The sequence below is a fragment of the Acerihabitans sp. genome, from assembly GCF_036398755.1.
Lineage (GTDB): Bacteria > Pseudomonadota > Gammaproteobacteria > Enterobacterales > Enterobacteriaceae > Acerihabitans.
Window position 1 is genome coordinate 35781 of record NZ_DASWOM010000076.1, and the last position, 22588, is coordinate 58368.

The following is a 22588-nucleotide window of genomic DNA, read 5'->3' on the forward strand; positions in this document are numbered from 1 at the left end:
ATTTGGTGAAAAAAACTATGACAGAGTTGATGACGCAAAATCTCGCCCAGCCGGCCTGGCAGACACGGGATCATCTAGACGATCCGGTTATCGGCGAATTGCGTACCCGTTTTGGCGCCGAGGCGTTCACCGTCCAGCCCACCCGCACCGGCATTCCGGTGGTATGGGTTAAGCGCGAGCAGATCCTCGAGGTATTGACGTTTTTAAAAAAACTGCCGAAACCCTATGTGATGCTCTACGATCTGCACGGCGTGGACGAGCGCCTGCGCACCCATCGCCAGGGCTTGCCCGCCGCCGACTTTACCGTGTTTTATCACCTGATTTCCATCGACAGAAACCGGGATATCATGCTGAAGGTGGCGCTTATGGAAAGCGATTTCCACCTGCCCACCGTGACCAAGATTTTCCCCAACGCCAACTGGTATGAGCGCGAAACCTGGGAAATGTTCGGCATGACCTTCGACGGTCACCCGCATTTGACCCGGATCATGATGCCGCAGAGCTGGCAGGGCCATCCGTTGCGTAAAGACTATCCGGCGCGCGCCACCGAATTCGATCCCTATATGCTGACCAAGCAGAAAGAAGATCTGGAAATGGAAGGGCTGACGTTCAAGCCGGAAGACTGGGGCATGAAACGCGGGCGTGAAAATGAAGATTTCATGTTCCTTAACCTGGGGCCGAACCATCCGTCGGCGCATGGGGCCTTTCGCATCATTTTGCAGCTGGACGGCGAAGAGATCGTCGACTGCGTGCCTGATATCGGTTATCACCATCGCGGCGCGGAAAAAATGGGCGAGCGCCAGTCATGGCACAGCTATATTCCCTATACCGATCGGGTGGAATACCTCGGCGGCTGCGTCAATGAAATGCCCTATGTGCTGGCGGTGGAAAAACTGGCCGGCATCGTGGTGCCCGAGCGGGTCGAGGTGATCCGGGTCATGCTTTCCGAGCTGTTTCGCATTAACAGCCACCTGCTGTATATCAGCACCTATATTCAGGACGTCGGCGGCATGACGCCGGTATTCCTGGCGTTTACCGACCGGCAGAAAATTTATGACGTCGTCGAGGCCATTACCGGCTTTCGCATGCATCCGGCCTGGTTTCGCATCGGCGGCGTGGCGCACGACCTGCCGCGTGGCTGGGACGGGCTGCTGCGCGACTTCCTGAACTGGCTGCCCAAGCGCCTGGATTCCTATGTCAAGGCCGCGCTGCGCAACAGCGTGCTGCGCGGGCGGGCCGAGGGCGTGGCCGCGTACGGCGCCCAGGAAGCGCTGGACTGGGGCGTTACCGGCGCCGCGCTGCGCGCCACCGGCATTTCGTTTGACGTGCGTAAATGGCGTCCGTACTCCGGTTATGACAAATTTGATTTTGAAGTGCCGGTGGGCGACGGCGTCAGCGATTGCTACAGCCGCGTGATGCTGAAGGTCGAGGAGATGCGCCAGAGCCTGCGCATCCTGGAGCAGTGCCTGAACAATATGCCGGAAGGCCCGTTCAAGGCCGATCATCCGCTGACCACGCCGCCGCCGAAAGAACGCACCCTGCAGCATATCGAAACCCTGATTACCCATTTCCTCCAGGTCTCCTGGGGACCGGTAATGCCGGCCAACGAATCGTTCCAGATGATCGAGGCCACCAAGGGGATTAACAGTTATTACCTGACCAGCGATGGCAGCACCATGAGCTACCGGACCCGCATCCGCACCCCGAGTTTCCCGCATTTGCAGCAAATTCCCTCGGTGATACGCGGCAGCCTGGTATCGGATCTCATCGTCTATCTGGGCAGTATCGATTTTGTTATGTCAGATGTGGACCGCTAATTATGCATGAACATAAAGATACGCATGGGCACGACGCCGCGACGACCGGCGGGCAGGGAGACACCGCCGCCTTTGTGCTGAGCACCCTGGAGCGCGAAGCCATCGAGCATGAAATGCATCATTACGAAGATGCGCGCGCCGTCTCCATCGAAGCGCTGAAAATCGTGCAGAAGCAGCGCGGCTGGGTGCCGGACGGCGCCATCGCGGCGATTGCCGAGGTGCTTGGCATCCCGGGCAGCGATGTGGAGGGCGTGGCCACCTTTTACAGTTCGATTTACCGCCAGCCGGTCGGTCGCCATATCATCAAGTATTGCGACAGCGTGGTGTGCCATATCACCGGCTTCCAGGGCATCCAGGCGGCGCTGGAGCAGTCGCTGAACATCAAGCCGGGGCAGACCACCGGCGACGGGCGCTTTACCCTGCTGCCCACCTGCTGCCTGGGCAACTGCGACAAGGGGCCGACCATGATGATCGATGACGACACCCACGTTTATCTGACGCCGGAAGGCATCGGTCCGCTACTGGAGCAGTATCGATGATAAAACCGATTATACGCAGCGCCGAAATGCATCCGTTGACCTGGCGTCTGCGCGACGACGGCCAGCCGGTATGGCTTGACGACTATCGCGGCAAGAACGGCTACGCCGGCGCGGAAAAGGCGCTGAACGGCATGTCCCAGGACGATATCGTGTCCCTGGTCAAGGATTCCGGCCTGAAAGGGCGGGGCGGGGCGGGGTTTTCCACCGGCCTGAAATGGAGCCTGATGCCCAAGGATCCGGCCATGAATATCCGTTACCTGCTGTGCAACGCGGATGAAATGGAGCCGGGTACCTACAAAGACCGCCTGCTGATGGAGCAACTGCCCCATCTGCTGGTGGAAGGCATGCTGATCGCCGCCTTTGCCCTCAAGGCCTATCGCGGCTATATCTTCCTGCGCGGCGAATATATCGAGGCGGCGGCAAACCTGCGGCGCGCCATCGCCGAGGCCACCGAGGCCGGTTACCTGGGCAAGAATATCCTGGGCACCGGTTTTGATTTCGAGCTTATCGTGCATACCGGCGCCGGACGTTATATCTGCGGCGAGGAAACGGCGCTTATCAACTCCCTCGAAGGCCGCCGCGCCAATCCCCGCTCCAAGCCGCCGTTTCCGGCCACCGCCGGCGCCTGGGGCAAGCCGACCTGCGTCAACAACGTCGAAACCCTGTGCAACGTCCCGGCCATCCTTGAATACGGCGTGGACTGGTACAAGGGTATTGCGGCGGGCAAAAGCAACGATACCGGCACCAAGCTGATGGGCTTCTCCGGCCGGGTCAAGCATCCCGGCGTATGGGAACTGCCCTTCGGCATCACGGCGCGTGAAATTCTGGAAGACTACGCCGGCGGCATGCGCGACGGCCTGACGCTCAAGGCCTGGCAGCCGGGCGGCGCCGGCACCGACTTCCTGACCGGCGATCACCTGGACCTGCCGATGGACTTCGAGAATATCGGCAAGGCGGGCAGCCGCCTGGGCACGGCGCTGGCGATGGCGGTGGATAATGAAATCAATATGGTGTCCCTGACGCGCAACCTGGAAGAATTTTTCTCACGCGAGTCCTGCGGCTGGTGTACGCCCTGCCGCGACGGCCTGCCCTGGAGCGTGAAACTGCTGCGCGCCCTGGAAAACGGCGAGGGGCAGCCGGGGGATATAGAAACGCTGGAACAGCTGTGCCGGTTCCTCGGCCCGGGCAAGACCTTCTGCGCCCATGCGCCGGGCGCCGTCGAGCCGCTGCAGAGCGCGATAAAATATTTCCGGGAAGAATTTGAAGCGGGAATTGCAACGCAGCATATCGGTAATACCCGCGCTATCGCCGGTATCCAGCCAAACTTGCTGAAAGCGCGTTGGTAACCCTGCATCCGCGCCGGGGCCAGATAAGGCCGGGCGGATGTTATGCACCCGAGACGCATTTTGATTAACGCCCGCATCTTTTGCGGGCCCCACTTGAGCATGCTGACTATGGCTACCATTCATGTAGACGGCAAGGAATACGAGGTCAACGGGTCGGACAACCTGTTGCAGGCGTGCCTCACCCTCGGTCTCGATATTCCTTATTTTTGCTGGCACCCGGCGCTGGGCAGCGTCGGCGCTTGCCGCCAGTGCGCGGTCAAACAATATCAAAACGCCGAGGATACGCGCGGGCGTCTGGTCATGTCGTGCATGACGCCGGCGTCGGACGGCACCTTTATTTCCATCGACGATGAAGAGGCGCAGCAGTTCCGCAAAAGCGTGGTGGAGTGGCTGATGACCAACCATCCCCACGACTGTCCGGTGTGCGAGGAGGGCGGCAACTGCCATCTGCAGGACATGACGGTGATGACCGGCCAGAATTTCCGCCGCTACCGCTTTACCAAGCGCACCCACCGCAACCAGAACCTCGGCCCGTTTATCTCCCATGAGATGAACCGCTGCATCGCCTGCTACCGCTGCGTCCGCTACTATAAAGATTATGCCGACGGCACCGATCTCGGGGTCTATGGCGCCCATGACAACGTCTACTTCGGCCGTCCCGAAGACGGCGCGCTGGAAAGCGAATTCTCCGGCAACCTGGTGGAAGTGTGCCCGACCGGGGTCTTTACCGATAAAACCCATTCCGAGCGCTATAACCGCAAATGGGATATGCAGTTCGCGCCCAGCATTTGCCAGCAGTGCAGCGTGGGCTGCAATACCAGCCCCGGCGAGCGTTATGGCGAGCTGCGGCGTATTGAAAACCGCTTCAACGGCAGCGTGAACCATTACTTCCTGTGCGATCGCGGCCGATTTGGTTACGGCTACGTCAACCTTAAGGATCGTCCCCGCCATCCGCTGCAGCGCCGCGGCGATGACTGGATTTCCCTCAACGCCGAACAGGCGATGCAGGGCGCGGCCGATGCGCTGCGCCACGCCAGGAAGATGATCGGTATCGGCTCGCCGCGCGCCAGCGTGGAAAGTAATTTCGCCTTGCGCGAACTGGTGGGCGCCGCCAATTTCTATACCGGTATTGCCGCCCCCGAGCAGGCGCGGCTGGCCATGATGCTCGACGTGCTGCAACACAGCGGCGTGCATACCCCCTCGCTGCGTGAAATGGAAAGCTACGACGCGGTGCTGGTGCTGGGCGAGGATTTAACCCAGACCGGCGCGCGCATCGCCCTGGCGGTGCGTCAGGCGGTGAAGGGCAAGACCCGTGAAATGGCCGCGGCGCAAAAAGTCGCCGACTGGCAGATTGCCGCCATTCAGACCATCGGCCAGCATGCCCGCCATCCGCTGTTTGTCACCAGCGTCGATCGCACCAAGCTTGATGATATCGCCGCCTGGACCTACTGCGCGCCGGTTGAGGATCAGGCGCGCCTCGGCTTCGCCGTCGCCCACGCCCTGGACGACAGCGCGCCGGCGGTTGACGGCCTGGATGACGATTTGCGCGCCAGGATCGATGTGATTGTGCAGGCCCTGGCGGGCAGCCGCCGGCCGCTTATCGTGTCCGGCAGCAACGCCGGCAGCGAGGCGGTGATTGCCGCCGCCGCCAACGTCGCGCGGGCGCTGAAAGCCCGCGGCGCCGACGTCGGCATTACCTTCGTGGCCTCGAGCGCCAACAGCATGGGACTGGCGCTGATGGGCAGCGGTTCCCTGGATCAGGCGCTGGAGCAGCTTGAACAGGGCCTGGCCGACAGCGTAATCGTGCTGGAAAACGATCTTTACCGCCACGCGCCGGCCCGGCGGGTGGACGCGGCGCTGGCCAAGACCGTTAACCTTATCGTGCTGGATCATCAACGCACCGCCATCATGGATAAGGCTAACCTGATTCTGCCGGCGGCGAGCTTCGCGGAAAGCGACGGCACGCTTATCAACCAGGAAGGCCGCGCGCAGCGCTTCTTCCAGGTTTACGACCCGGCTTACTATGATGCCGACACCATTATGCTGGAGAGCTGGCGCTGGCTGCATTCGCTGCACTCCACCTACCTGGATCGGCATGTGGACTGGACCCAGTTCGATCATATCATCAGCGCCTGCGCCGAGGCGCTGCCGCAGCTGGCCGGCATTAAACAGGCCGCGCCGGACGCCGGTTTCCGCGTCAGCGGCCAGAAGCTGGCCCGCGAACCGCACCGCTACAGCGGCCGCACCGCGATGCGCGCCAACATCGACGTGCACGAGCCGCGCCAGCCCCAGGACAAGGACACCATGTTTGCGTTTTCCATGGAGGGCAACAGCAGTCCACAGGGCATCAGCAAGCAGGTGGCCTTCGCCTGGGCGCCGGGCTGGAATTCCCCACAGGCCTGGAATAAATTCCAGGCGGAAGTGGGCGGACACCTGCGTCATGGCGATCCCGGCGTGCGCCTGCTGGAAGCGGGCGAGGGCCGGATGGACTGGTTTACCGACGTGCCGGACGCCTATGTCGTCCCGGCCGACGGCCAATGGCGCGTGGCGCCTTATTATCATCTGTTCGGCAGCGAGGAGACCTCGCAGCGCTCGGCGGTGATTCAGGAACGCATGCCGCAGCCTTACGTGGCGGTTAGCCGTCACGACGCCGAACGCCTCGGCGTTAACAGCGGCACGCTGCTGGAATTCAGCTGCGCCGGGCAATCGCTGCGCCTGCCGGTCAGGTTCAGCGACGCCCTGGCGGCCGGCCAGGTGGGCCTGCCGTTGGGACTGCCGGGCATTCCGCCGGTATGGGTAGGACAACGCGTTGAAAACCTGCGGGAGGCCGCGTTATGAGTTGGTTAACATCGGACGTGATTGACATCATTCTGACGGTGCTGAAAGCGGTGGTGATCCTGCTGGTGGTGGTCACCTGCGGCGCGTACATGAGTTTTGCCGAACGCCGGCTGCTGGGCCTGTTCCAGAACCGCTACGGGCCCAACCGGGTCGGCTGGGGCGGCTCGCTCCAGCTTATAGCGGATATGCTGAAAATGTTCTTCAAGGAAGACTGGATCCCGCCGTTTTCCGATCGCATGATTTTCACCCTGGCGCCGGTCATCGCCTTTACCGCCCTGCTGGCGTCCTTTACCGTTATCCCGGTCAGCCCGACCTGGGTGGTCTCGGATCTGAATATCGGCGTGCTGTTCTTCCTGATGATGGCGGGCCTGGCGGTATACGCGGTGCTGTTCGCCGGCTGGTCGAGCAATAATAAATACTCGCTGCTCGGCGCCATGCGCGCCTCGGCGCAAACGCTGAGCTACGAGGTGTTCCTGGGCTTGTCCCTGATGGGCGTGGTGGCGCGCGCGGGATCGTTCAGCCTGGGGGATATCGTTGCCTCCCAGGCCCATCTGTGGAATATCATTCCGCAGTTCTTCGGTTTCGCCACCTTTGTGCTGGCGGGCATCGCGGTCTGCCACCGCCATCCGTTCGACCAGCCGGAAGCGGAGCAGGAACTGGCCGACGGCTACCATATCGAATATTCGGGCATGAAGTTCGGCCTGTTTTTTGTCGGCGAATATATCGGTATCGTCACGGTGTCGGCCCTGATCGTCACGCTGTTTTTCGGCGGCTGGCAGGGGCCGTTTTTACCGCCGTTTATCTGGTTCGCCATTAAAACCGCCTTCTTTATGATGATGTTTATCCTGATCCGCGCGGCGCTGCCCCGTCCGCGTTATGACCAGGTAATGTCGTTCGGCTGGACAATCTGCCTGCCGTTAACGCTGCTGAACCTGTTGGCCACGGCGGCGGTCATTTTGTACAACGCTCAATGAGGGGTGAATAAACCATGACGTTAAAAGAGTTAGTGTATGGTGCCGGCACCCAGTTGCGCAGTATCTGGATGATCGGCATGCAGGCGTTCAGCAAACGCGAAACGCTGATGTATCCCGATGTGCCGGTCAACACGGCGCCGCGTTTTCGCGGCCGCATCGTGCTGACGCGCGACCCCGACGGCGAAGAGCGCTGCGTGGCCTGTAACCTGTGCGCGGTGGCCTGCCCGGTATCCTGCATCTCCTTGCAAAAGGCTGAAACCGCGGACGGCCGCTGGTATCCGGAATTCTTCCGCATCAATTTCTCGCGCTGTATTTTCTGCGGCCTGTGCGAAGAGGCCTGCCCGACCACGGCAATCCAGCTGACCCCGGATTTTGAAATGGGCGAGTACCGGCGCCAGGATCTGGTGTATGAAAAAGAAAATCTGCTGATTTCAGGGCCGGGCAAGTATCCGGAATATAATTTTTACCGCATGGCCGGTATGGCGATCGGTGGGAAAGATAAGGGCGAAGCGGAAAACGAAGCCAAACCCATCGACGTTAAAGGTTTGCTGCCCTAAGGAGTTAAGCATGGAAGTCGCTTTTTATTTGTCCGGTCTGGTGGCGATACTGGCAACCCTGCGGGTTATCACCCATACCCATCCGGTGCACGCATTGCTTTACCTGATAGTCTCGCTGCTGGCCATCGCCTGCGTGTTTTTTTCGCTCGGGGCGTATTTTGCCGGCGCGCTGGAAATCATCGTCTACGCCGGCGCCATCATGGTGCTGTTTGTGTTTGTGGTGATGATGCTGAACCTCGGCGCCGCCGACGCGCGGCGCGAGCGCGATTGGCTTACCCCGTCGGCCTGGGTCGGGCCGGGGGTGCTGTCGCTGCTGCTGCTGGCGGTACTTATCCGGGCGATTTACGGCGTGCCGGATCATGGCATCACCGGTGAGGTGATAAGCGCCAAGGCGGTGGGTATTGCCTTGTTCGGACCCTATGTGCTGGCGGTGGAGCTGGCGTCCATGCTGCTGCTGGCCGGGCTGGTGGTGGCGTTCCATCTCGGGCGCGAAGACCGGGAGGGTGATGTGGCGCCCAAAGGACCCAAGTTGCCCGACGCCATAAGAAGAAAACCGGAGGAACAGGCATGATCCCGTTAACGCACGGTCTCGTTTTAGCCGCCATTCTGTTCGTACTGGGTTTGACGGGCATGCTGATCCGCCGCAACCTGCTGTTTATGCTGCTGGGGCTTGAAATCATGATTAACGCCTCCGCCCTGGCGTTTATCGTTGCCGGCAGTTACTGGGGACAGGCCGACGGGCAGGTGATGTATATCCTGGCCATCAGTCTCGGCGCGGCCGAGGCCAGCATCGGCCTGGCGCTGCTGCTGCAACTGCATCGCCGCCGCCAATCCCTGAATATCGATAACGTCAGCGAGATGCACGGATGAACCTACTTTATTTAACCATTGTGTTTCCCCTGGTGGGGTATCTGCTGCTGGCGTTTTCACGGGGACGCTGGTCGGAAAACCTGTCGGCCCTGGTGGGCGTCGGCGCCATCGCGCTGGCCGCGTTGACCACCGCCTGGGTGGCGGTTGATTACCTCGGCTCGCGGGAAAGCGCGGCGGCGGTATTCAACCAGCCGCTGTGGACCTGGATGACGGTGGGCAATTTCCATATCGCCTTTACCCTGACGCTGGACGGGCTGGCATTGACCATGCTGTCGGTGGTGACCGGGGTGGGTTTCCTGATCCATCTGTTCGCCTCCTGGTATATGCGCGGCGAAGAGGGATACTCGCGCTTTTTTGCCTATACCAATCTGTTTATCGCCAGCATGGTGCTGCTGGTGCTGGCCGATAACCTGTTGCTGATGTATCTCGGCTGGGAAGGGGTGGGACTTTGCAGCTACCTGCTGATCGGTTTCTATTATAAAGAATCGAAAAACGGCGCGGCGGCGATGAAAGCCTTTATCGTCACCCGGGTGGGCGACGTGCTGCTGGCGTTTGCCCTGTTTATCCTGTACTCGGAACTCGGCACGCTGAATTTCCGCGAACTGATGGTATTGGCGCCGCAGCATCTGGCGGTGGGCTCCACGGCCATCACCTGGGCGACGTTGATGCTGCTTGGCGGCGCGGTGGGCAAATCGGCGCAGCTGCCGCTGCAAACCTGGCTGGCGGACGCCATGGCCGGCCCGACCCCGGTGTCGGCGCTGATCCATGCCGCCACCATGGTTACCGCCGGGGTGTACCTGATTGCGCGTACCCATGGGCTGTTCCTGATGGCGCCCGAGGTATTGCACCTGGTGGGCATCGTCGGCGCCCTGACGCTGGTACTGGCCGGTTTCGCCGCGCTGGTGCAGACCGATATCAAGCGGGTGCTGGCCTATTCCACCATGAGCCAGATAGGCTACATGTTCCTGGCGCTGGGCGTGCAGGCCTGGGATGCGGCCATTTTCCACTTGATGACCCATGCGTTCTTCAAGGCGCTGCTGTTCCTCTCCTCCGGCTCGGTTATCCTCGCATGCCACCACGAGCAGAATATCTTCAAGATGGGCGGGCTGCGCAAGTCCATCCCGCTGGTCTATATCTGCTTCCTGGTGGGCGGCGCGGCCCTGGCGGCGCTGCCCATCGTCACCGCCGGTTTCTACAGTAAAGATGAAATCCTGTGGGGGGCGCTGGCCAACGGTCATTTCAACCTGATGCTGGCCGGGCTGGTGGGCGCGTTGCTCACCTCGCTCTACACTTTCCGCATGATCTTTATCGTCTTTCACGGCAAAGAGCAGATCAAGGCCCATGCCGGCAAAGGCATCAGCCATCATTTGCCCCTGCTGGTGCTGTTGGTGCTGTCCACCTTTATCGGCGCGCTGATTACGCCGCCGCTGGCCGGCGTGCTGCCGGACAGCCATTTGGGCGAAGAGGGCAAACTGACCCTTGAAATCGTCTCGGGCGTGGTGGTGGTGTTCGGCATCCTGATTGCCGCCGGACTGTATCTCGGCAAACGCCGCCTGGTGCGCGCCGTGGCCGCCAGCGGCCCGGGACGGTTTCTCACCGTCTGGTGGTTTAACGCCTGGGGCTTTGACTGGCTGTATGACAAGGTGTTCGTCAAACCGTACCTGGGCATCGCCCGGCTGCTGCAAAGCGACCCGCTGGACAGACTGATGAGCGTGCCGGCGGTGCTGGCGCGATGGTCAGGACATGGGCTGACGCTGAGCGAGAACGGCCAGCTGCGCTGGTATGCGGCATCAATGAGTTTGGGCGCCGTGATTGTGGTGGCGCTGTTGGTCTTCGTTTAAACGGCGACGGCGTTAAATGACACGCGCGGGGCGGGAAGAACACCGGCATTATGTCTTTTCCCGCCCGTAGGTAAGTTTTCAGGTTTTTTTCAATTTAGGGATGCACAACGCCATGTTACTACCCTGGCTAATACTTTTCCCCTTCATTGGCGGTCTGCTGTGTTGGCAATGCGAGCGCTTCGGTACCAAGGTGCCGCGCTGGATAGCCTTGATCGCCATGGGGCTGACGCTGGCGCTCTCCCTGCAGCTGTGGCTGCAGGGCGGGTATTCACTGGTTTCGGCCCAGGGCCTGCCGCAGTGGCAATCCGAATTCACGCTGCCGTGGATACCGCGTTTCGGTATTTCGTTCCACCTGGCGCTGGACGGCCTGTCCCTGCTGATGGTGGTGCTGACCGGCCTGCTGGGCGTGCTGGCCATTCTGTGTTCATGGCGTGAAATCCAGCGTTACCAAGGCTTTTTCCATCTTAACCTGCTGTGGATCCTCGGCGGCGTTATCGGCGTGTTCCTGGCCATCGACATGTTCCTGTTTTTCTTCTTCTGGGAAATGATGCTGGTGCCGATGTACTTCCTGATTGCCTTGTGGGGCCATAAGGCGTCCGACGGCAAGACCCGCATCACCGCCGCCACCAAGTTCTTTATCTATACCCAGTCCAGCGGGCTGGTGATGCTGGTGGCTATCCTGGCGCTGGTGCTGGTGCATTTCCATGCCACCGACGTCTGGACCTTTAACTACGAAGATCTGCTGCATACCCCGATGTCGTCGCTGGTGCAGTATCTGCTGATGCTGGGCTTCTTCATCGCCTTCGCGGTGAAGATGCCGGTGGTGCCGCTGCACGGCTGGCTGCCGGACGCCCATAGCCAGGCGCCGACCGCCGGTTCGGTCGACCTGGCGGGCATTCTGCTGAAAACCGCCGCCTACGGCATGTTGCGCTTTTGCCTGCCGCTGTTCCCCGAGGCGTCCCACCAGTTTGCCCCTATCGCCATGTGGCTGGGCGTGGTGGGCATTTTCTACGGTGCCTGGATGGCGTTTGCCCAGACCGATATCAAGCGCCTGATCGCCTATACCAGCGTCTCCCATATGGGGTTTGTGCTGATTGCCATCTATACCGGCAGCCAGCTGGCCTATCAGGGCGCGGTAGTGCAGATGATCGCCCACGGCCTGTCCGCCGCCGGGATGTTTATCATCTGCGGACAGCTGTATGAGCGCCTGCATACCCGCGATATGCGCCAGATGGGCGGTTTGTGGGGGCGGATAAAATTCATTCCCGCCCTGTCGCTGTTTTTCGCGGTGGCGACGCTTGGCATGCCGGGTACCGGCAACTTCGTCGGCGAGTTCCTGATCCTGTTCGGCAGTTTCCCGGTGGTGCCGTTGATTACGGTGATTTCCACCTTCGGCCTGGTGTTTGCCTCGGTGTATTCGTTGATTATGATCCAGCGTGCTTATTACGGTCCGGCAAAATCGCAGGAACCCTTGCCGGGGATGTCGATGCGCGAGCTGTTGATCATCATGCTGCTGGTGGTGCTGCTGGTATTGCTGGGCTTTTTCCCGCAGGCGGTGCTGCAAACCTCGGACGCGGCGATGACCAACGTTCAGCACTGGTTCGCGTTAAACGAAGCAGGTTCAGCTGTTTCAACTATTTCAACAACAAGGCCGTAACTCGCCATGACACTAACTCCTCAACAACTGATCGCGCTGTTACCGCTGTTGATCGTCGGATTGACGGTGGTGGTTGTGATGCTGTGCATTGCGTGGCGACGCAACCACTTTGTCAATGCCACCCTGACCGTCATCGGCCTGAACCTGGCTCTGCTGTCGCTGTTTTTCGTCGGCCAGGCCGGCCCGATGGACGTAACGCCGCTTATCCGCGCCGACGGCTATTCGATATTCTATACCGCGCTGGTTCTGGCGGCGAGCCTGGCCACCAGCACCTTTGCCTATCCGTGGCTTGCGGGCTACCCGGGCAATCGCGATGAATTTTACCTGCTGGTGCTGATAGCCGCCATGGGCGGCATCCTGCTGGCCGGCGCCAATCATCTGGCCTCGATGTTCCTGGGGATTGAGCTGATATCCCTGCCGCTGTTCGGTCTGATTGGCTATGCCTACCGGCAAAAACGCTCGCTGGAAGCCAGCCTGAAATACACCCTGTTGTCGGCCGCCGCCTCGTCGTTCCTGCTGTTCGGTATGGCGCTGGTCTATGCCGACACCGGCGCCCTGGGATTTGGCGAGCTGGGACGCCGGCTGGACGACGCCATGCTGCACCAGCCGCTGCTGCTGGCGGGCCTGGGCATGATGATTGTCGGCCTGGGCTTTAAGCTGTCGCTGGTGCCGTTCCACCTGTGGACGCCGGATGTGTACCAGGGCGCGCCCGCGCCGGTGTCCACCTTTCTGGCCACCGCCAGCAAGGTGGCGATTTTCGCCGTGCTGATGCGCCTGTTCCTGTATACCCCGGTGGTGGATAGCAACGCGCTGCGCCTGGCGCTTGCCATTATCGCCTTCTGCTCCATCATGTTCGGCAACCTGATGGCCATCGGCCAGACCAATATCAAACGCCTGCTGGGGTATTCCTCCATTGCCCACCTGGGCTACCTGACGGTGGGGCTGATTGCGGTACAGGCCCATCAACTGGCCATGGAGGCGGTGGGCGTTTACCTGGCGGGCTACCTGTTCAGCAGCCTGGGCGCCTTCGGCGTGGTCAGCCTGATGTCCAGCCCCTACAGCGGACCGGATGCCGACTCGCTGTTTTCCTATCGCGGCCTGTTCTGGCACAAGCCGATTTTATCGGCGGTGATGACGGTGATGATGCTGTCGCTGGCCGGCATTCCGATGACCCTGGGTTTTATCGGTAAATTTTATATCATGGCCGCCGGCGTCGGCGCGCATCTGTGGTGGCTTACCGGCACGGTGGTGCTCGGCAGCGCCATCGGCCTGTTTTACTATCTGCGCGTGATGGTCAGCCTCTATCTTAGTCCGCCGGAAAGATTGCGCCGCGATACGCCGGGGAACTGGGCGCTTACCGCCGGCGGGGTGGTGGTGCTGATCTCTTCCCTGCTGGTGCTGCTGCTGGGCATCTTCCCGCAGCCGCTGATCTCCCTGGTCAGGCTGGCGCAGCCCTTGATGTAATACGGCAGTCAGGGCGGCCGGCCCCACGCGCCGCCCGCTGCCGCACGACGCTGGCAGGCCGCGTCGCCGCGCGCCGGCCGGCCCGGGAGCGCCTTGGCCGGTCGCGGCGACGCGATCGTGTTTGCGAAATAGTTCTCGTTAAAAAATGCTTTATTGACCCCCGTCATTGTTTCTCAATGCCATTCGGTGATAATGAAAATAACTCTCATTGACGTTTGGCGTTGGTTCGATGTTCACTTCCTTTGTTAAATACCTTCTCTGTCTGGTCGTCTTCTCCCTTGGCATCACTTGCGCCTGGGCGGCCGATGATTATCAAACCTGGGTCGCCGATATCCAGGGACGTCTGGACACCACCGCGCAGCTGTATCAAAAACAGCAGAATGATGCGGCGCGGCGCGAGGTGCAAATGGCCTATTTCGAGGTATTTGAAAATCTGGAAGGACCTATCCGCATCAATTTTTCTCTGCAAAAAAGTTACCAGATGGAAAGCGAGTTCGGCGAAATCCGCCAGATGATCGCTGATGGCCAGCCGTTGTCCGCGGTACAGGAAAAGATCAACACCCTTAAAAAGGACCTGCAGGACGTCCTGCCGTCGCTGACCGCCGGACATCAGCTGGTGGCGGGCGCGCGCAGCAGCGTGGAGGGCAACGGGCAGATTGCCCTGTACTGGCAGCAAAAATTCAGTTTTATCGACGATACCCTGGCCAACGCTATCTCCCAGTATCAACAGGGGCAGTTTGCCGCCGCCAGCCAAAGCGTGCAGCAGGCCTATTTTGAAGGCTTCAAGAATTCCGATCTGGAAACCGCGGTACGTACCAACCGTTCCTCCCAGCAGGCGGCGGACATCAGCCGGCAGTTCAGCGACCTGGTCACGCTCGCCAACCAGCCGGATCAGATGAACGCGGTGGCCTATGCCGATACCACCCTATTGCAGACCATTGAAGATTTGCTGCCGGGATTGCCCACCACCCGTCCAGATCAGCCGGTTACGGCGCCGGTCGCCGCCGCCACAGGGGGCGCGGATGCCGCGCCCGATGCCAATTGGGCCCAGGTCAGCCAGGATATCAACTCCGCCGTCGCCGCCGCCATTGCCCAATACGGCACGGGTCAGTCGAAAGAGGGCATGCTGGCCATCCAGGACGCCTATTTTGACCATTTTGAAGCCAGCGGCATGGAAAACAAAATCGGCTCGCGCGATACGGCGTTCAAAACCGAAATGGAAGGTTATTTCACCCGACTGGTCAGCCTGATGAAAGCCGGCCGGCCGGTCGCCGAGCTTCAGCAGCAGGCCGACGCGCTGGGCCAGAATCTGACCAAAGCGGTCGGCATGCTCGGCCAGGGCGGCGAAACCCGCTGGACACTGCTGGTATACAGTTTGCTTATCATTGTGCGCGAAGGGCTGGAGGCATTGTTAATCGTCGCGGCCATCGTGGCTTATCTGGTCAAGAACAACCGCCGGGACAAGCTGCCGGTTATTCGCCAATCGGTATGGGTAGCCTTGCTGGCGAGCGTGGTTACCGCGGCGCTGTTCCAATGGCTGTTCACCAATTCCGGCGCCAATCGGGAACTGTTGGAAGGGGGCACCATGATGGTTGCGGTCATCACCCTGTTCTGCATGAGCTATTGGCTGCTGTCAAAGGTGGAGGCGCGGCAGTGGAAAGCCTACCTGGAAGGTAAGCTCGGCGCCTCGCTAACCAGCGGATCCCTGGCGGGGCTATGGTTCACCAGTTTCCTGGCGGTGTATCGCGAAGGGGCGGAAACGGTGTTGTTTTATGCCGCCCTGGTGGGCGACGCCAATTCACTGGGCGGTCATTTATCCATCCTGGCCGGGTTCCTGATAGGCTGCGTGATCCTGCTGCTGGCCTATCTGTTGATGCGATTTACGGTGGTCAAACTGCCGCTCAAGCCGTTTTTTATGTTTACCGGCGGTTTTATGTATTTGATGGCGTTTGTCTTCGCCGGCAATGGGGTATTGGAGTTGATTGAGGGGAAATTATTCGAACCCACGTTATTAAAGGGCATTCCTCAAATCAGCTGGCTGGGGATTTATCCTTATCTGGAAACTCTGCTGCCGCAGGTCGTGTTGGTATTGGCCGCGCTGGTCGCCCTGTGGGCAATGCGTCGTGGCGCCGGTAGCGCGGTGCCCAAACGGGAAGCATTGTAAGCAATTTATAATAAAGCAATTTTATTGATGACTGAGGATGATGTTAATGAAGATAAATACCACCCTGACGGCCGCGCTGGTTGTCGCAGGCGCCATGAGCGCGCACGTGGCGTTTGCCGCGGAGCACCCGGCCGGCGAAGAAATTACCATGAACGGTATGCAGATTGCTGCGGTCTATCTGCAGCCTATCGAAATGGAACCCCGCGGCATGGGTTTGCCGGCCGCCAAGGCGGACGTACACCTGGAAGCGGATATTCACGCCGTGCAGGGCAATAAAAACGGTTTCGGCGCCGGTGAATGGATGCCGTACCTGACCATTGCCTACAGCCTGGTCAATACCGATACCGGCGCCAAGCAGGACGGCACCTTTATGGCGATGGTCGCCAGCGACGGCCCGCACTATGGCCAGAACGTGAAAATGATGGGCGTGGGTAACTATAAAGTCACCTTCCACATCGATCCGCCGCCCAAAGCGGGCCTGTACCGCCATACCGATCAGGAAACGGGCGTAGGCCCGTGGTGGAAGCCGTTTGACGCGACCTATACCTTCAAATATGTCGGCCTGAAATAAGCCCGGCGCGCCACGATTGCCCGGCGGTCGTGGCGACATTTTACACCGTCGCAATGGTCTGCCGTCGCACGGCATGACGAAGAGATACCGGTTTTACTGAGTAGGCGTTATGAATTATTTTTTTGTTACCGCTTTACAGGCTTTCCTGCCGGTAGCACTGCTATGTGGACTACACTGGTCGCGTCGCCCCGCGCCGACGTTGCGGGCGCTGGTATGGCTCAATGTGCTGGCCTTGGCCGCCGGCACGCTGACCGGTCTGTATTTGCCCGCCGCGCAACCTACTCAATTGACGCTGACCGCGCTGCAGTTGGCGGGTCTGGCGTTGTTTTTAGCCAGCCAATTTTCGGTTTCCGTGCGCGTGGGCTACTGCTGGCAGGTGCTGCTGGTGGCCGGCGCCGCGCTTCATTGGGCGGGCGATCCCAATCTGAGCGCGCTGTCCCCGACCGGTGTTATCAACACCGACTTATTACTTAACCTCAGCGCGGTGGTACTGGCCCTGGCGCTGCTGGTCCTGATCGCGTCGCTGACCGCCATGGCGGCGCGCCGGCTGCCCGCCTGGCGCTGGCCGCTGCTGACGGCCCTGGCGTTATTGCTGTGGCTGCCGCTGTGCGGCCAGGCGCTGCTGCTGATGATGAAACTGGACATGCTGGGACTGACCAAGCCGCGGCTCAGTTTCGTCGCCCAGGTCACCAACCACAACCCGTGGCTCAATTACCTGGCCGCGGCTGCGATGGCCTGCCTGCTGGCGGGCCTGACGCCGCCGTTGCTGAAGCTGCGCGGCGAATATCGCCGCCAGGATCTGCCGATACCCAGGCGCAAGGCGATTGCGCGCTATCGCGGCGCCCGGCGCACCGCCGCCACGCTTCTGGCCGCGCTGCTGATCGTGGTGGCCGGTCAGCTGTACTGGGATTTGGTGGCCTCGCAGCCGCCGCGTTTATCGGCGGCGGCGCCGGTGACCCTGGGGGCCGACGGACTGGTGCACATTCCGCTCGAACAGGTGCGCGACGGCAAACTGCACCGGTTTGTCTGGGTCGCGGACGACGGCAAGGCGGTGCGTTTCCTGGTGATTAACCGCTATCCCGGCCGCCTGCGTCTGGGCGTGGTGTTCGACGCCTGCCTGCTCTGCGGCGATCAGGGATATGTGATGGACGGCAACCAGGTGGTGTGCGTGGCCTGCGGCGTGCATATCTTTATTCCTTCCATCGGCAAGGCCGGCGGCTGTAATCCCATTCCCATCGATAACTGGCGTAACGACGACAAAGAGTTGACCATCGGTAAACCGGCGCTGGCCGCCGGGGTAAATTATTTTACCGCCATCATGACGCTGCACGTTAACGACCCGGTGGACGGCGCCGCGCTGACCAACATCCAGGCCGAATATAAATACAGCTATGGCGGCAAGATGTATTTTTTCAGCAGCGAAGCCAACTACAACCGTTTTCGCGCGCAGCCCACGCAGTTTGTGGCGGCGGCGACCGGCGACGCTGCGGGGGGGGAATAGCCTATGTTGTGGCGTATGTTGTTACAGTCATGGCGTAAAAATATCCGCCGCAAATCCCTGGCGGTGCTGACGGTTTTCCTGGCGGCGGGGCTTATCTCGGCGCTATTGGCGGTGTCTATCGACATCGGCGACAAAATGGCCCGCGAACTGAAATCCTATGGCGCCAATATTTTAATCGAGCCGGCGGGGCAGGCGGCGCTGCCTCAGCTGTTCGGCCAGCGCGGCGCGCCTTTGTCCGGTCAGGATCTGCTCGACCAATCCGAGCTGCCCAGCATCAAGGATATCTTTTGGCGCAACAATATCGTCGGGTTTGCCCCTCTGCTGAACGGCGAAGTCACGGTGAACGGCGTGACGGTGCCGGTGTTGGGCACTTTTTTTTCCCAGGCGGTCGACGTGCCGGATGAACCGGATTTTCACACCGGCCAGCGCATCATCAGCCCTTACTGGCGGGTTAACGGCGCTTATCCGGCCGAACCGCAGGCGCCCGGCGAGGCGGCGCAGGCGCTTATCGGCCAGCAGTTGGCGCAGCGCAGCGGGTGGAAAATCGGCGACAGCCTGGTGCTTGAGGGTGCCCACGGCCGGCAAAGCGTACGTATCAGCGGCGTACTTGCCAGCGGTGGTGATGAAGAAGGGCGGCTGGTGATGCCGCTTGCGGTGGTGCAGCGGCTGATGGGACTGCCGGGCAAAGTGCAGGCGGTGCGGGTGTCGGCCTTGACGGTGCCGGAAAACGACCTGTCGCGCCGGGCGCGGGATAACCTCGAAGGGCTATCGGCCGAAGAGTACGATCGCTGGTATTGCACGGCGTTCGTGTCCTCCATCGCCCATCAGCTGGAAGAAGCCATCTCCGGCTCGGCGGTGCATCCGATTTGGCAGGTGGCGGCATCCGAAGGCGTGGTAATTGAAAAAATCCAGCTGCTGCTGGCGGTGGTGACCCTGGCGGCGCTGGCCGCCTCGGCCATGGGTATCGCCTCGCTGATGACCAGCACCATTATGGAGCGCGCACGCGAAATCGGCCTGATGAAGGCCCTCGGCGCGCGCCAGTGGCAAATCATGCTGTTGTTTTACCTGGAAGCGGTAATGAGCGGCGCCCTGGGCGGCCTTCTCGGCTGCGTTGCCGGCTGGGGACTGGCCAAGGCCATCGGCCTGATGCTGTTCGGCGTGCCGTTGAGTTTTGCCTGGGTGGTGGTGCCGTGCGTGATGGTGATCGCCATGCTTATCGCGGTTATCGGCACCTGGTTCCCGGCGCGCCGCATCGCCAAACTGTACCCGGTGGAGGTGCTGTATGGCAATTGACATCGCCGCCGGTCGCAAGGCCGGCCGGCTGGATAATATGTTCTGGCTGCTGGTGGTGCGCGCGCTGCGGCTACGCATGCAGCGGGTTGCGGTGGTCTTTGCCGCGCTGACCGTCGGCGCGGCCATCGTCACCGCCATGGCGTCGGTCTATTTTGATATCAATGCCAAGATGAGCCAGGAACTGCGTACCTTCGGCGCCAATTTTTATATTGGTCCCGGCCACGGCAACAGCCTGCCGGACGGGGTATTGCAGCCGATTATCGACGGCGCGCCCAAAGGCCTGATATCCGCCTCAAGTCCTTATCTGTACGGCATGGCGCGCACCGAACTGGCCAAAGTGGCGTTGATGGGCGTATGGTTCGAATCCTTGCAGCAGCTGGTGCCCTATTGGCAGGTTACCGGCGATTGGATCGGGGTCAGCTTCGACTCCCGCCATGCCATGATAGGCACCAAGCTTGCCGCCAATCTGCACGTGAAACTGGGCGATACCCTGGTGTTGGTGGACGGCAACCAGCGGCAGAGCCTGCAAATCAAAGGCATCGTCGAGGCCGGCGACGCCAGCGACAATATGCTGATCGTCAATCTGGACCTGGCGCAGAAATGGCTGCATCAGCCGGGTGAAATCAGCAACGCCATGCTCAGCGTCAACAACGACCTTGGCCAGGTGGATGCCTTCGCCGCCCGCTTGCAGCGCCAGCATCCCGAGCTGGACGTGCGACCGATCCTGAAGGTCTCCGCCTCGGAAGGCCAGGTGCTGACCAAAATCAAAGGGCTGATGGGACTGGTGTCGGCGGTGATCCTGATTTTGTCATCGCTGTGCGTCAATACCACCCTGATGGCCATCGTCGGCGAGCGCTCGCGCGAGTTTGCCCTGCAAAAAGCGCTGGGCGCCAGCGCCGGGGACATCAGCCGGCAAATGCTGGCGGAAACCGGCATCATCGCCCTGGCGGCGGTGCTGGCGGGCAGCGTGCTCGGCTTTATACTGGCGCAGGTACTGGGACATGCGGTGTTCAACGCCGCCATTGCCCTGCGCGCCCCTGTTTTCCCACTGACGCTGGCATTATCCCTGCTGGTGGCGGCGGTGGCGGCCATCGTGCCGGTAAGGCGCGCGCTGCGCGTCGAACCGGCGCTGGTCCTGAAAGGAGAATAAACCATGGCTTCACCTATCCGGTTGATACAACCGCAGCCCGCGGCGGAATATGTGATTGAGACCCGCAGCCTGTACAAACGTTTCGGCAAGGTCACGGCGCTGGATGATATCAATATCCGCATCCGCCGCGGTGAGTTCGTCGCCTTTATGGGCGCGTCCGGCTCCGGCAAGACCACGCTGATGAATATCCTTACCTGCCTGGATACCGTTAGCGAAGGCCAGGTGCTGCTGGACGGCGTCGACGCCGCCGCCCTTGACGAGGAGGGGCGGCGCAATTTCCGCGCCGATAAAATCGGCCTGGTGTTCCAGCAGTTTCATCTGATCCCCTTCCTGACCGCGCTGGAAAACGTCATGCTGGCCCAGTACTACCATAGCGTGGTGGATGAAAGCGCCGCCCGCGCCGTGCTCGACCGGGTCGGCCTGGGCGAGCGCGTCGGCCATCTGCCCAGCCAGCTTTCCGGCGGGGAACAGCAGCGGGTTTGCATTGCCCGTGCGTTGGTCAACGAGCCGCCGGTGATTTTCGCCGATGAGCCGACCGGCAATCTGGATGAGGAAAATGAGCAGCGGGTGCTGGATTTGCTGACCGACCTGCACCGGCAGGGTCGCACCATCGTCATGGTCACCCATAACCCCGAATTGGGCCGCTTCGCCGATCGCATTATCCGTTTACAGCACGGCAAATTTCTGGGCGAAGAGAGGATTCATCATGAACTGGCATCCCGTGGTTAAGATTTTTTGCGCGCTGGCGCTGCTTACCGCGCTGGCGGGTTGTAAAGAACAGCAGGTCGCCGTCGGCGCGCCGGCGCCGGCGCTCGCCGCGTTCGATCTGAACGGCCGGCCCGCGGCGCTCGGTCAATGGCGCGGCAAGCCGGTGTACCTGACCTTTTGGTCTTCTGACTGCGGCGGCTGCGCGCTTGAGATGAAACTGCTGCAAAAACTCTCCGACGCTTACGGCGACCGGCTGGTGGTGGTGGCGGTGAACACCGATCCGCAGCAGACCGATATCACGGCCTTCCTGGGCGCGCTGCACATCCGTTATCCGGTGGTGCGCGACCAGTTGGGCATTACCCGTGAACGATACCAGGTGGTCGGCACGCCGACGTCGTATCTGCTCAGCGCCGGGGGCACCGTGCTGGAGGCATACCAGGGCGTGCGGGGCGAGCCGGCCCTGACCGCGATGTTCCGGGACGCGCAACAGGATAAATCATGAAGACGCTCATGCTGGGATTATTATTGATCTGCGCCAGCGGCACGGCGCTGGCGGATGCCGCGGCCGGGGCGCAAAAGTATGGCCAGGGCTGCGCCGATTGCCATGGGCGCAAGGCCGACCGGGCGGCGTTCGGCAAGGCGCCCCCGCTGATAACGCTGAGCCGCGAACAGCTGGTGAGCGCGCTGACCGACCGGCGTGACGGCAAGATTGCCACCAGCGGCGCGGAACAGCGGGCCAAGACCGGGCTGTCCGACGACGATATCCAGGGACTGGCGGACTATATTCGCTCGCTTAGCCCGCAGGCGGGCGCCGCCGCGCCTAAGGTAGCGAATTGATTTTAGGAATGATCCGCCTGTAATTGTTCGCCAGGGCGTGACATTTATGACTATAGTTAGGATGACGGTCTTTCATTAAAACACGGAGAACAACTATGGCAACGCCGACAGATCCTATCCAACCGCATGAAACTCATGTTGATGATGACGTGCAGTTGCTGTCCGAGACGCTGGAAGAAGTGCTGGCCTATTCCGGCGACAAAGCGGATCAGAAATATGTTGAGCTGAAGACCCGTGCCGAAGCGGCACTGGAAGATGTTAAAAACCGCATCAGCCATGCGTCCGATAATTATTATTACCGGGCCAAACAGGCTGTTTACCGCGCGGACGACTATGTGCAGGAAAATCCCTGGCACGGTGTCGGCATCGGGGCGTCGGTCGGCCTGGTGTTCGGGTTGCTGCTGGCCCGCCGCTGAGGTTTTCCGTTGTATTTGCCCGGCTGGCGGCTCCCTCCAGCCGGT

Annotated in this window: 20 protein-coding genes; all 20 read left to right on the top strand. The window is 60.9% G+C overall.

Features of this window, described 5'->3' with window-relative positions; translation table 11 throughout:
* Positions 1 to 17: 17 nt before the first annotated feature.
* The gene (gene nuoC / locus VGC33_RS12270; RefSeq protein ID WP_331121042.1) at positions 18 to 1817 is read left to right on the top strand and encodes an NADH-quinone oxidoreductase subunit C/D; all 1800 of its coding nucleotides are present in this window, start codon (positions 18 to 20) and stop codon (positions 1815 to 1817) included.
* A 2-nt stretch (positions 1818 to 1819) separates the two neighbouring features.
* Positions 1820 to 2356 carry an NADH-quinone oxidoreductase subunit NuoE gene (nuoE, locus tag VGC33_RS12275; protein ID WP_331121043.1) on the top strand — a complete coding sequence of 179 codons (537 nt, stop codon included), beginning with the start codon at positions 1820 to 1822 and terminating at the stop codon, positions 2354 to 2356.
* Positions 2353 to 3702: an NADH-quinone oxidoreductase subunit NuoF gene (gene nuoF / locus VGC33_RS12280; protein ID WP_331121044.1), complete on the top strand. Its 1350-nt coding sequence runs from the start codon at positions 2353 to 2355 to the stop codon at positions 3700 to 3702. Before nuoE ends, nuoF begins: the two co-directional genes overlap by 4 nt.
* Positions 3703 to 3810: 108 nt before the next feature.
* On the top strand, positions 3811 to 6540 hold the full coding sequence (gene nuoG, locus VGC33_RS12285; protein ID WP_331121045.1) for an NADH-quinone oxidoreductase subunit NuoG: 2730 nt from the start codon (positions 3811 to 3813) through the stop codon (positions 6538 to 6540).
* On the top strand, positions 6537 to 7514 hold the full coding sequence (nuoH, locus tag VGC33_RS12290) for an NADH-quinone oxidoreductase subunit NuoH (protein ID WP_331121046.1): 978 nt from the start codon (positions 6537 to 6539) through the stop codon (positions 7512 to 7514). The genes nuoG and nuoH overlap by 4 nt, the downstream gene beginning before the upstream one ends.
* 14 nt (positions 7515 to 7528) lie before the next feature.
* Positions 7529 to 8071 (top strand): NADH-quinone oxidoreductase subunit NuoI, encoded by a 543-nt coding sequence (nuoI, locus tag VGC33_RS12295; protein ID WP_331121047.1) that lies wholly within the window; start codon positions 7529 to 7531, stop codon positions 8069 to 8071.
* Between the two features lie 10 nt (positions 8072 to 8081).
* Positions 8082 to 8642: an NADH-quinone oxidoreductase subunit J gene (gene nuoJ, locus VGC33_RS12300; RefSeq protein ID WP_331121048.1), complete on the top strand. Its 561-nt coding sequence runs from the start codon at positions 8082 to 8084 to the stop codon at positions 8640 to 8642.
* Positions 8639 to 8941, top strand: a complete 303-nt coding sequence (gene nuoK, locus VGC33_RS12305) for an NADH-quinone oxidoreductase subunit NuoK (RefSeq protein WP_331121049.1) — start codon at positions 8639 to 8641, stop codon at positions 8939 to 8941. The genes nuoJ and nuoK overlap by 4 nt, the downstream gene beginning before the upstream one ends.
* Positions 8938 to 10782, top strand: coding sequence for an NADH-quinone oxidoreductase subunit L (gene nuoL, locus VGC33_RS12310; RefSeq protein WP_331121050.1), 1845 nt, complete (start codon positions 8938 to 8940; stop codon positions 10780 to 10782). Before nuoK ends, nuoL begins: the two co-directional genes overlap by 4 nt.
* 112 nt (positions 10783 to 10894) lie before the next feature.
* Positions 10895 to 12439 (top strand): NADH-quinone oxidoreductase subunit M, encoded by a 1545-nt coding sequence (gene nuoM / locus VGC33_RS12315; RefSeq protein WP_331121051.1) that lies wholly within the window; start codon positions 10895 to 10897, stop codon positions 12437 to 12439.
* 6 nt (positions 12440 to 12445) lie between these two features.
* Entirely contained in the window at positions 12446 to 13903 is a 1458-nt protein-coding gene (gene nuoN, locus VGC33_RS12320) for an NADH-quinone oxidoreductase subunit NuoN (protein WP_331121052.1), read from the top strand.
* Positions 13904 to 14132: 229 nt separating this feature from the next.
* A complete protein-coding gene (locus VGC33_RS12325) occupies positions 14133 to 16067 on the top strand; it encodes an FTR1 family iron permease (RefSeq protein WP_331121053.1) in 1935 nt (644 codons plus the stop codon).
* 94 nt (positions 16068 to 16161) lie between these two features.
* Entirely contained in the window at positions 16162 to 16638 is a 477-nt protein-coding gene (locus tag VGC33_RS12330; protein ID WP_414636926.1) for an iron transporter, read from the top strand.
* Positions 16639 to 16747: 109 nt separating this feature from the next.
* Complete coding sequence (locus VGC33_RS12335) at positions 16748 to 18139, top strand: Fe-S-containing protein (RefSeq protein ID WP_331121055.1); 1392 nt, start codon at positions 16748 to 16750, stop codon at positions 18137 to 18139.
* A gap of 3 nt (positions 18140 to 18142) precedes the next feature.
* Positions 18143 to 19432 carry an ABC transporter permease gene (locus VGC33_RS12340; RefSeq protein ID WP_331121056.1) on the top strand — a complete coding sequence of 430 codons (1290 nt, stop codon included), beginning with the start codon at positions 18143 to 18145 and terminating at the stop codon, positions 19430 to 19432.
* On the top strand, positions 19422 to 20582 hold the full coding sequence (locus VGC33_RS12345; protein WP_331121057.1) for an ABC transporter permease: 1161 nt from the start codon (positions 19422 to 19424) through the stop codon (positions 20580 to 20582). Before VGC33_RS12340 ends, VGC33_RS12345 begins: the two co-directional genes overlap by 11 nt.
* Positions 20583 to 20585: 3 nt before the next feature.
* Positions 20586 to 21311, top strand: coding sequence for an ABC transporter ATP-binding protein (locus VGC33_RS12350; protein ID WP_331121058.1), 726 nt, complete (start codon positions 20586 to 20588; stop codon positions 21309 to 21311).
* Positions 21289 to 21792 carry a TlpA family protein disulfide reductase gene (locus VGC33_RS12355; RefSeq protein ID WP_331121059.1) on the top strand — a complete coding sequence of 168 codons (504 nt, stop codon included), beginning with the start codon at positions 21289 to 21291 and terminating at the stop codon, positions 21790 to 21792. Before VGC33_RS12350 ends, VGC33_RS12355 begins: the two co-directional genes overlap by 23 nt.
* Positions 21789 to 22127, top strand: coding sequence for a c-type cytochrome (locus VGC33_RS12360; RefSeq protein WP_414636925.1), 339 nt, complete (start codon positions 21789 to 21791; stop codon positions 22125 to 22127). The genes VGC33_RS12355 and VGC33_RS12360 overlap by 4 nt, the downstream gene beginning before the upstream one ends.
* A gap of 95 nt (positions 22128 to 22222) precedes the next feature.
* A complete protein-coding gene (elaB, locus tag VGC33_RS12365) occupies positions 22223 to 22543 on the top strand; it encodes a stress response protein ElaB (RefSeq protein ID WP_331121060.1) in 321 nt (106 codons plus the stop codon).
* The last annotated feature ends 45 nt before the right edge of the window (positions 22544 to 22588 follow it).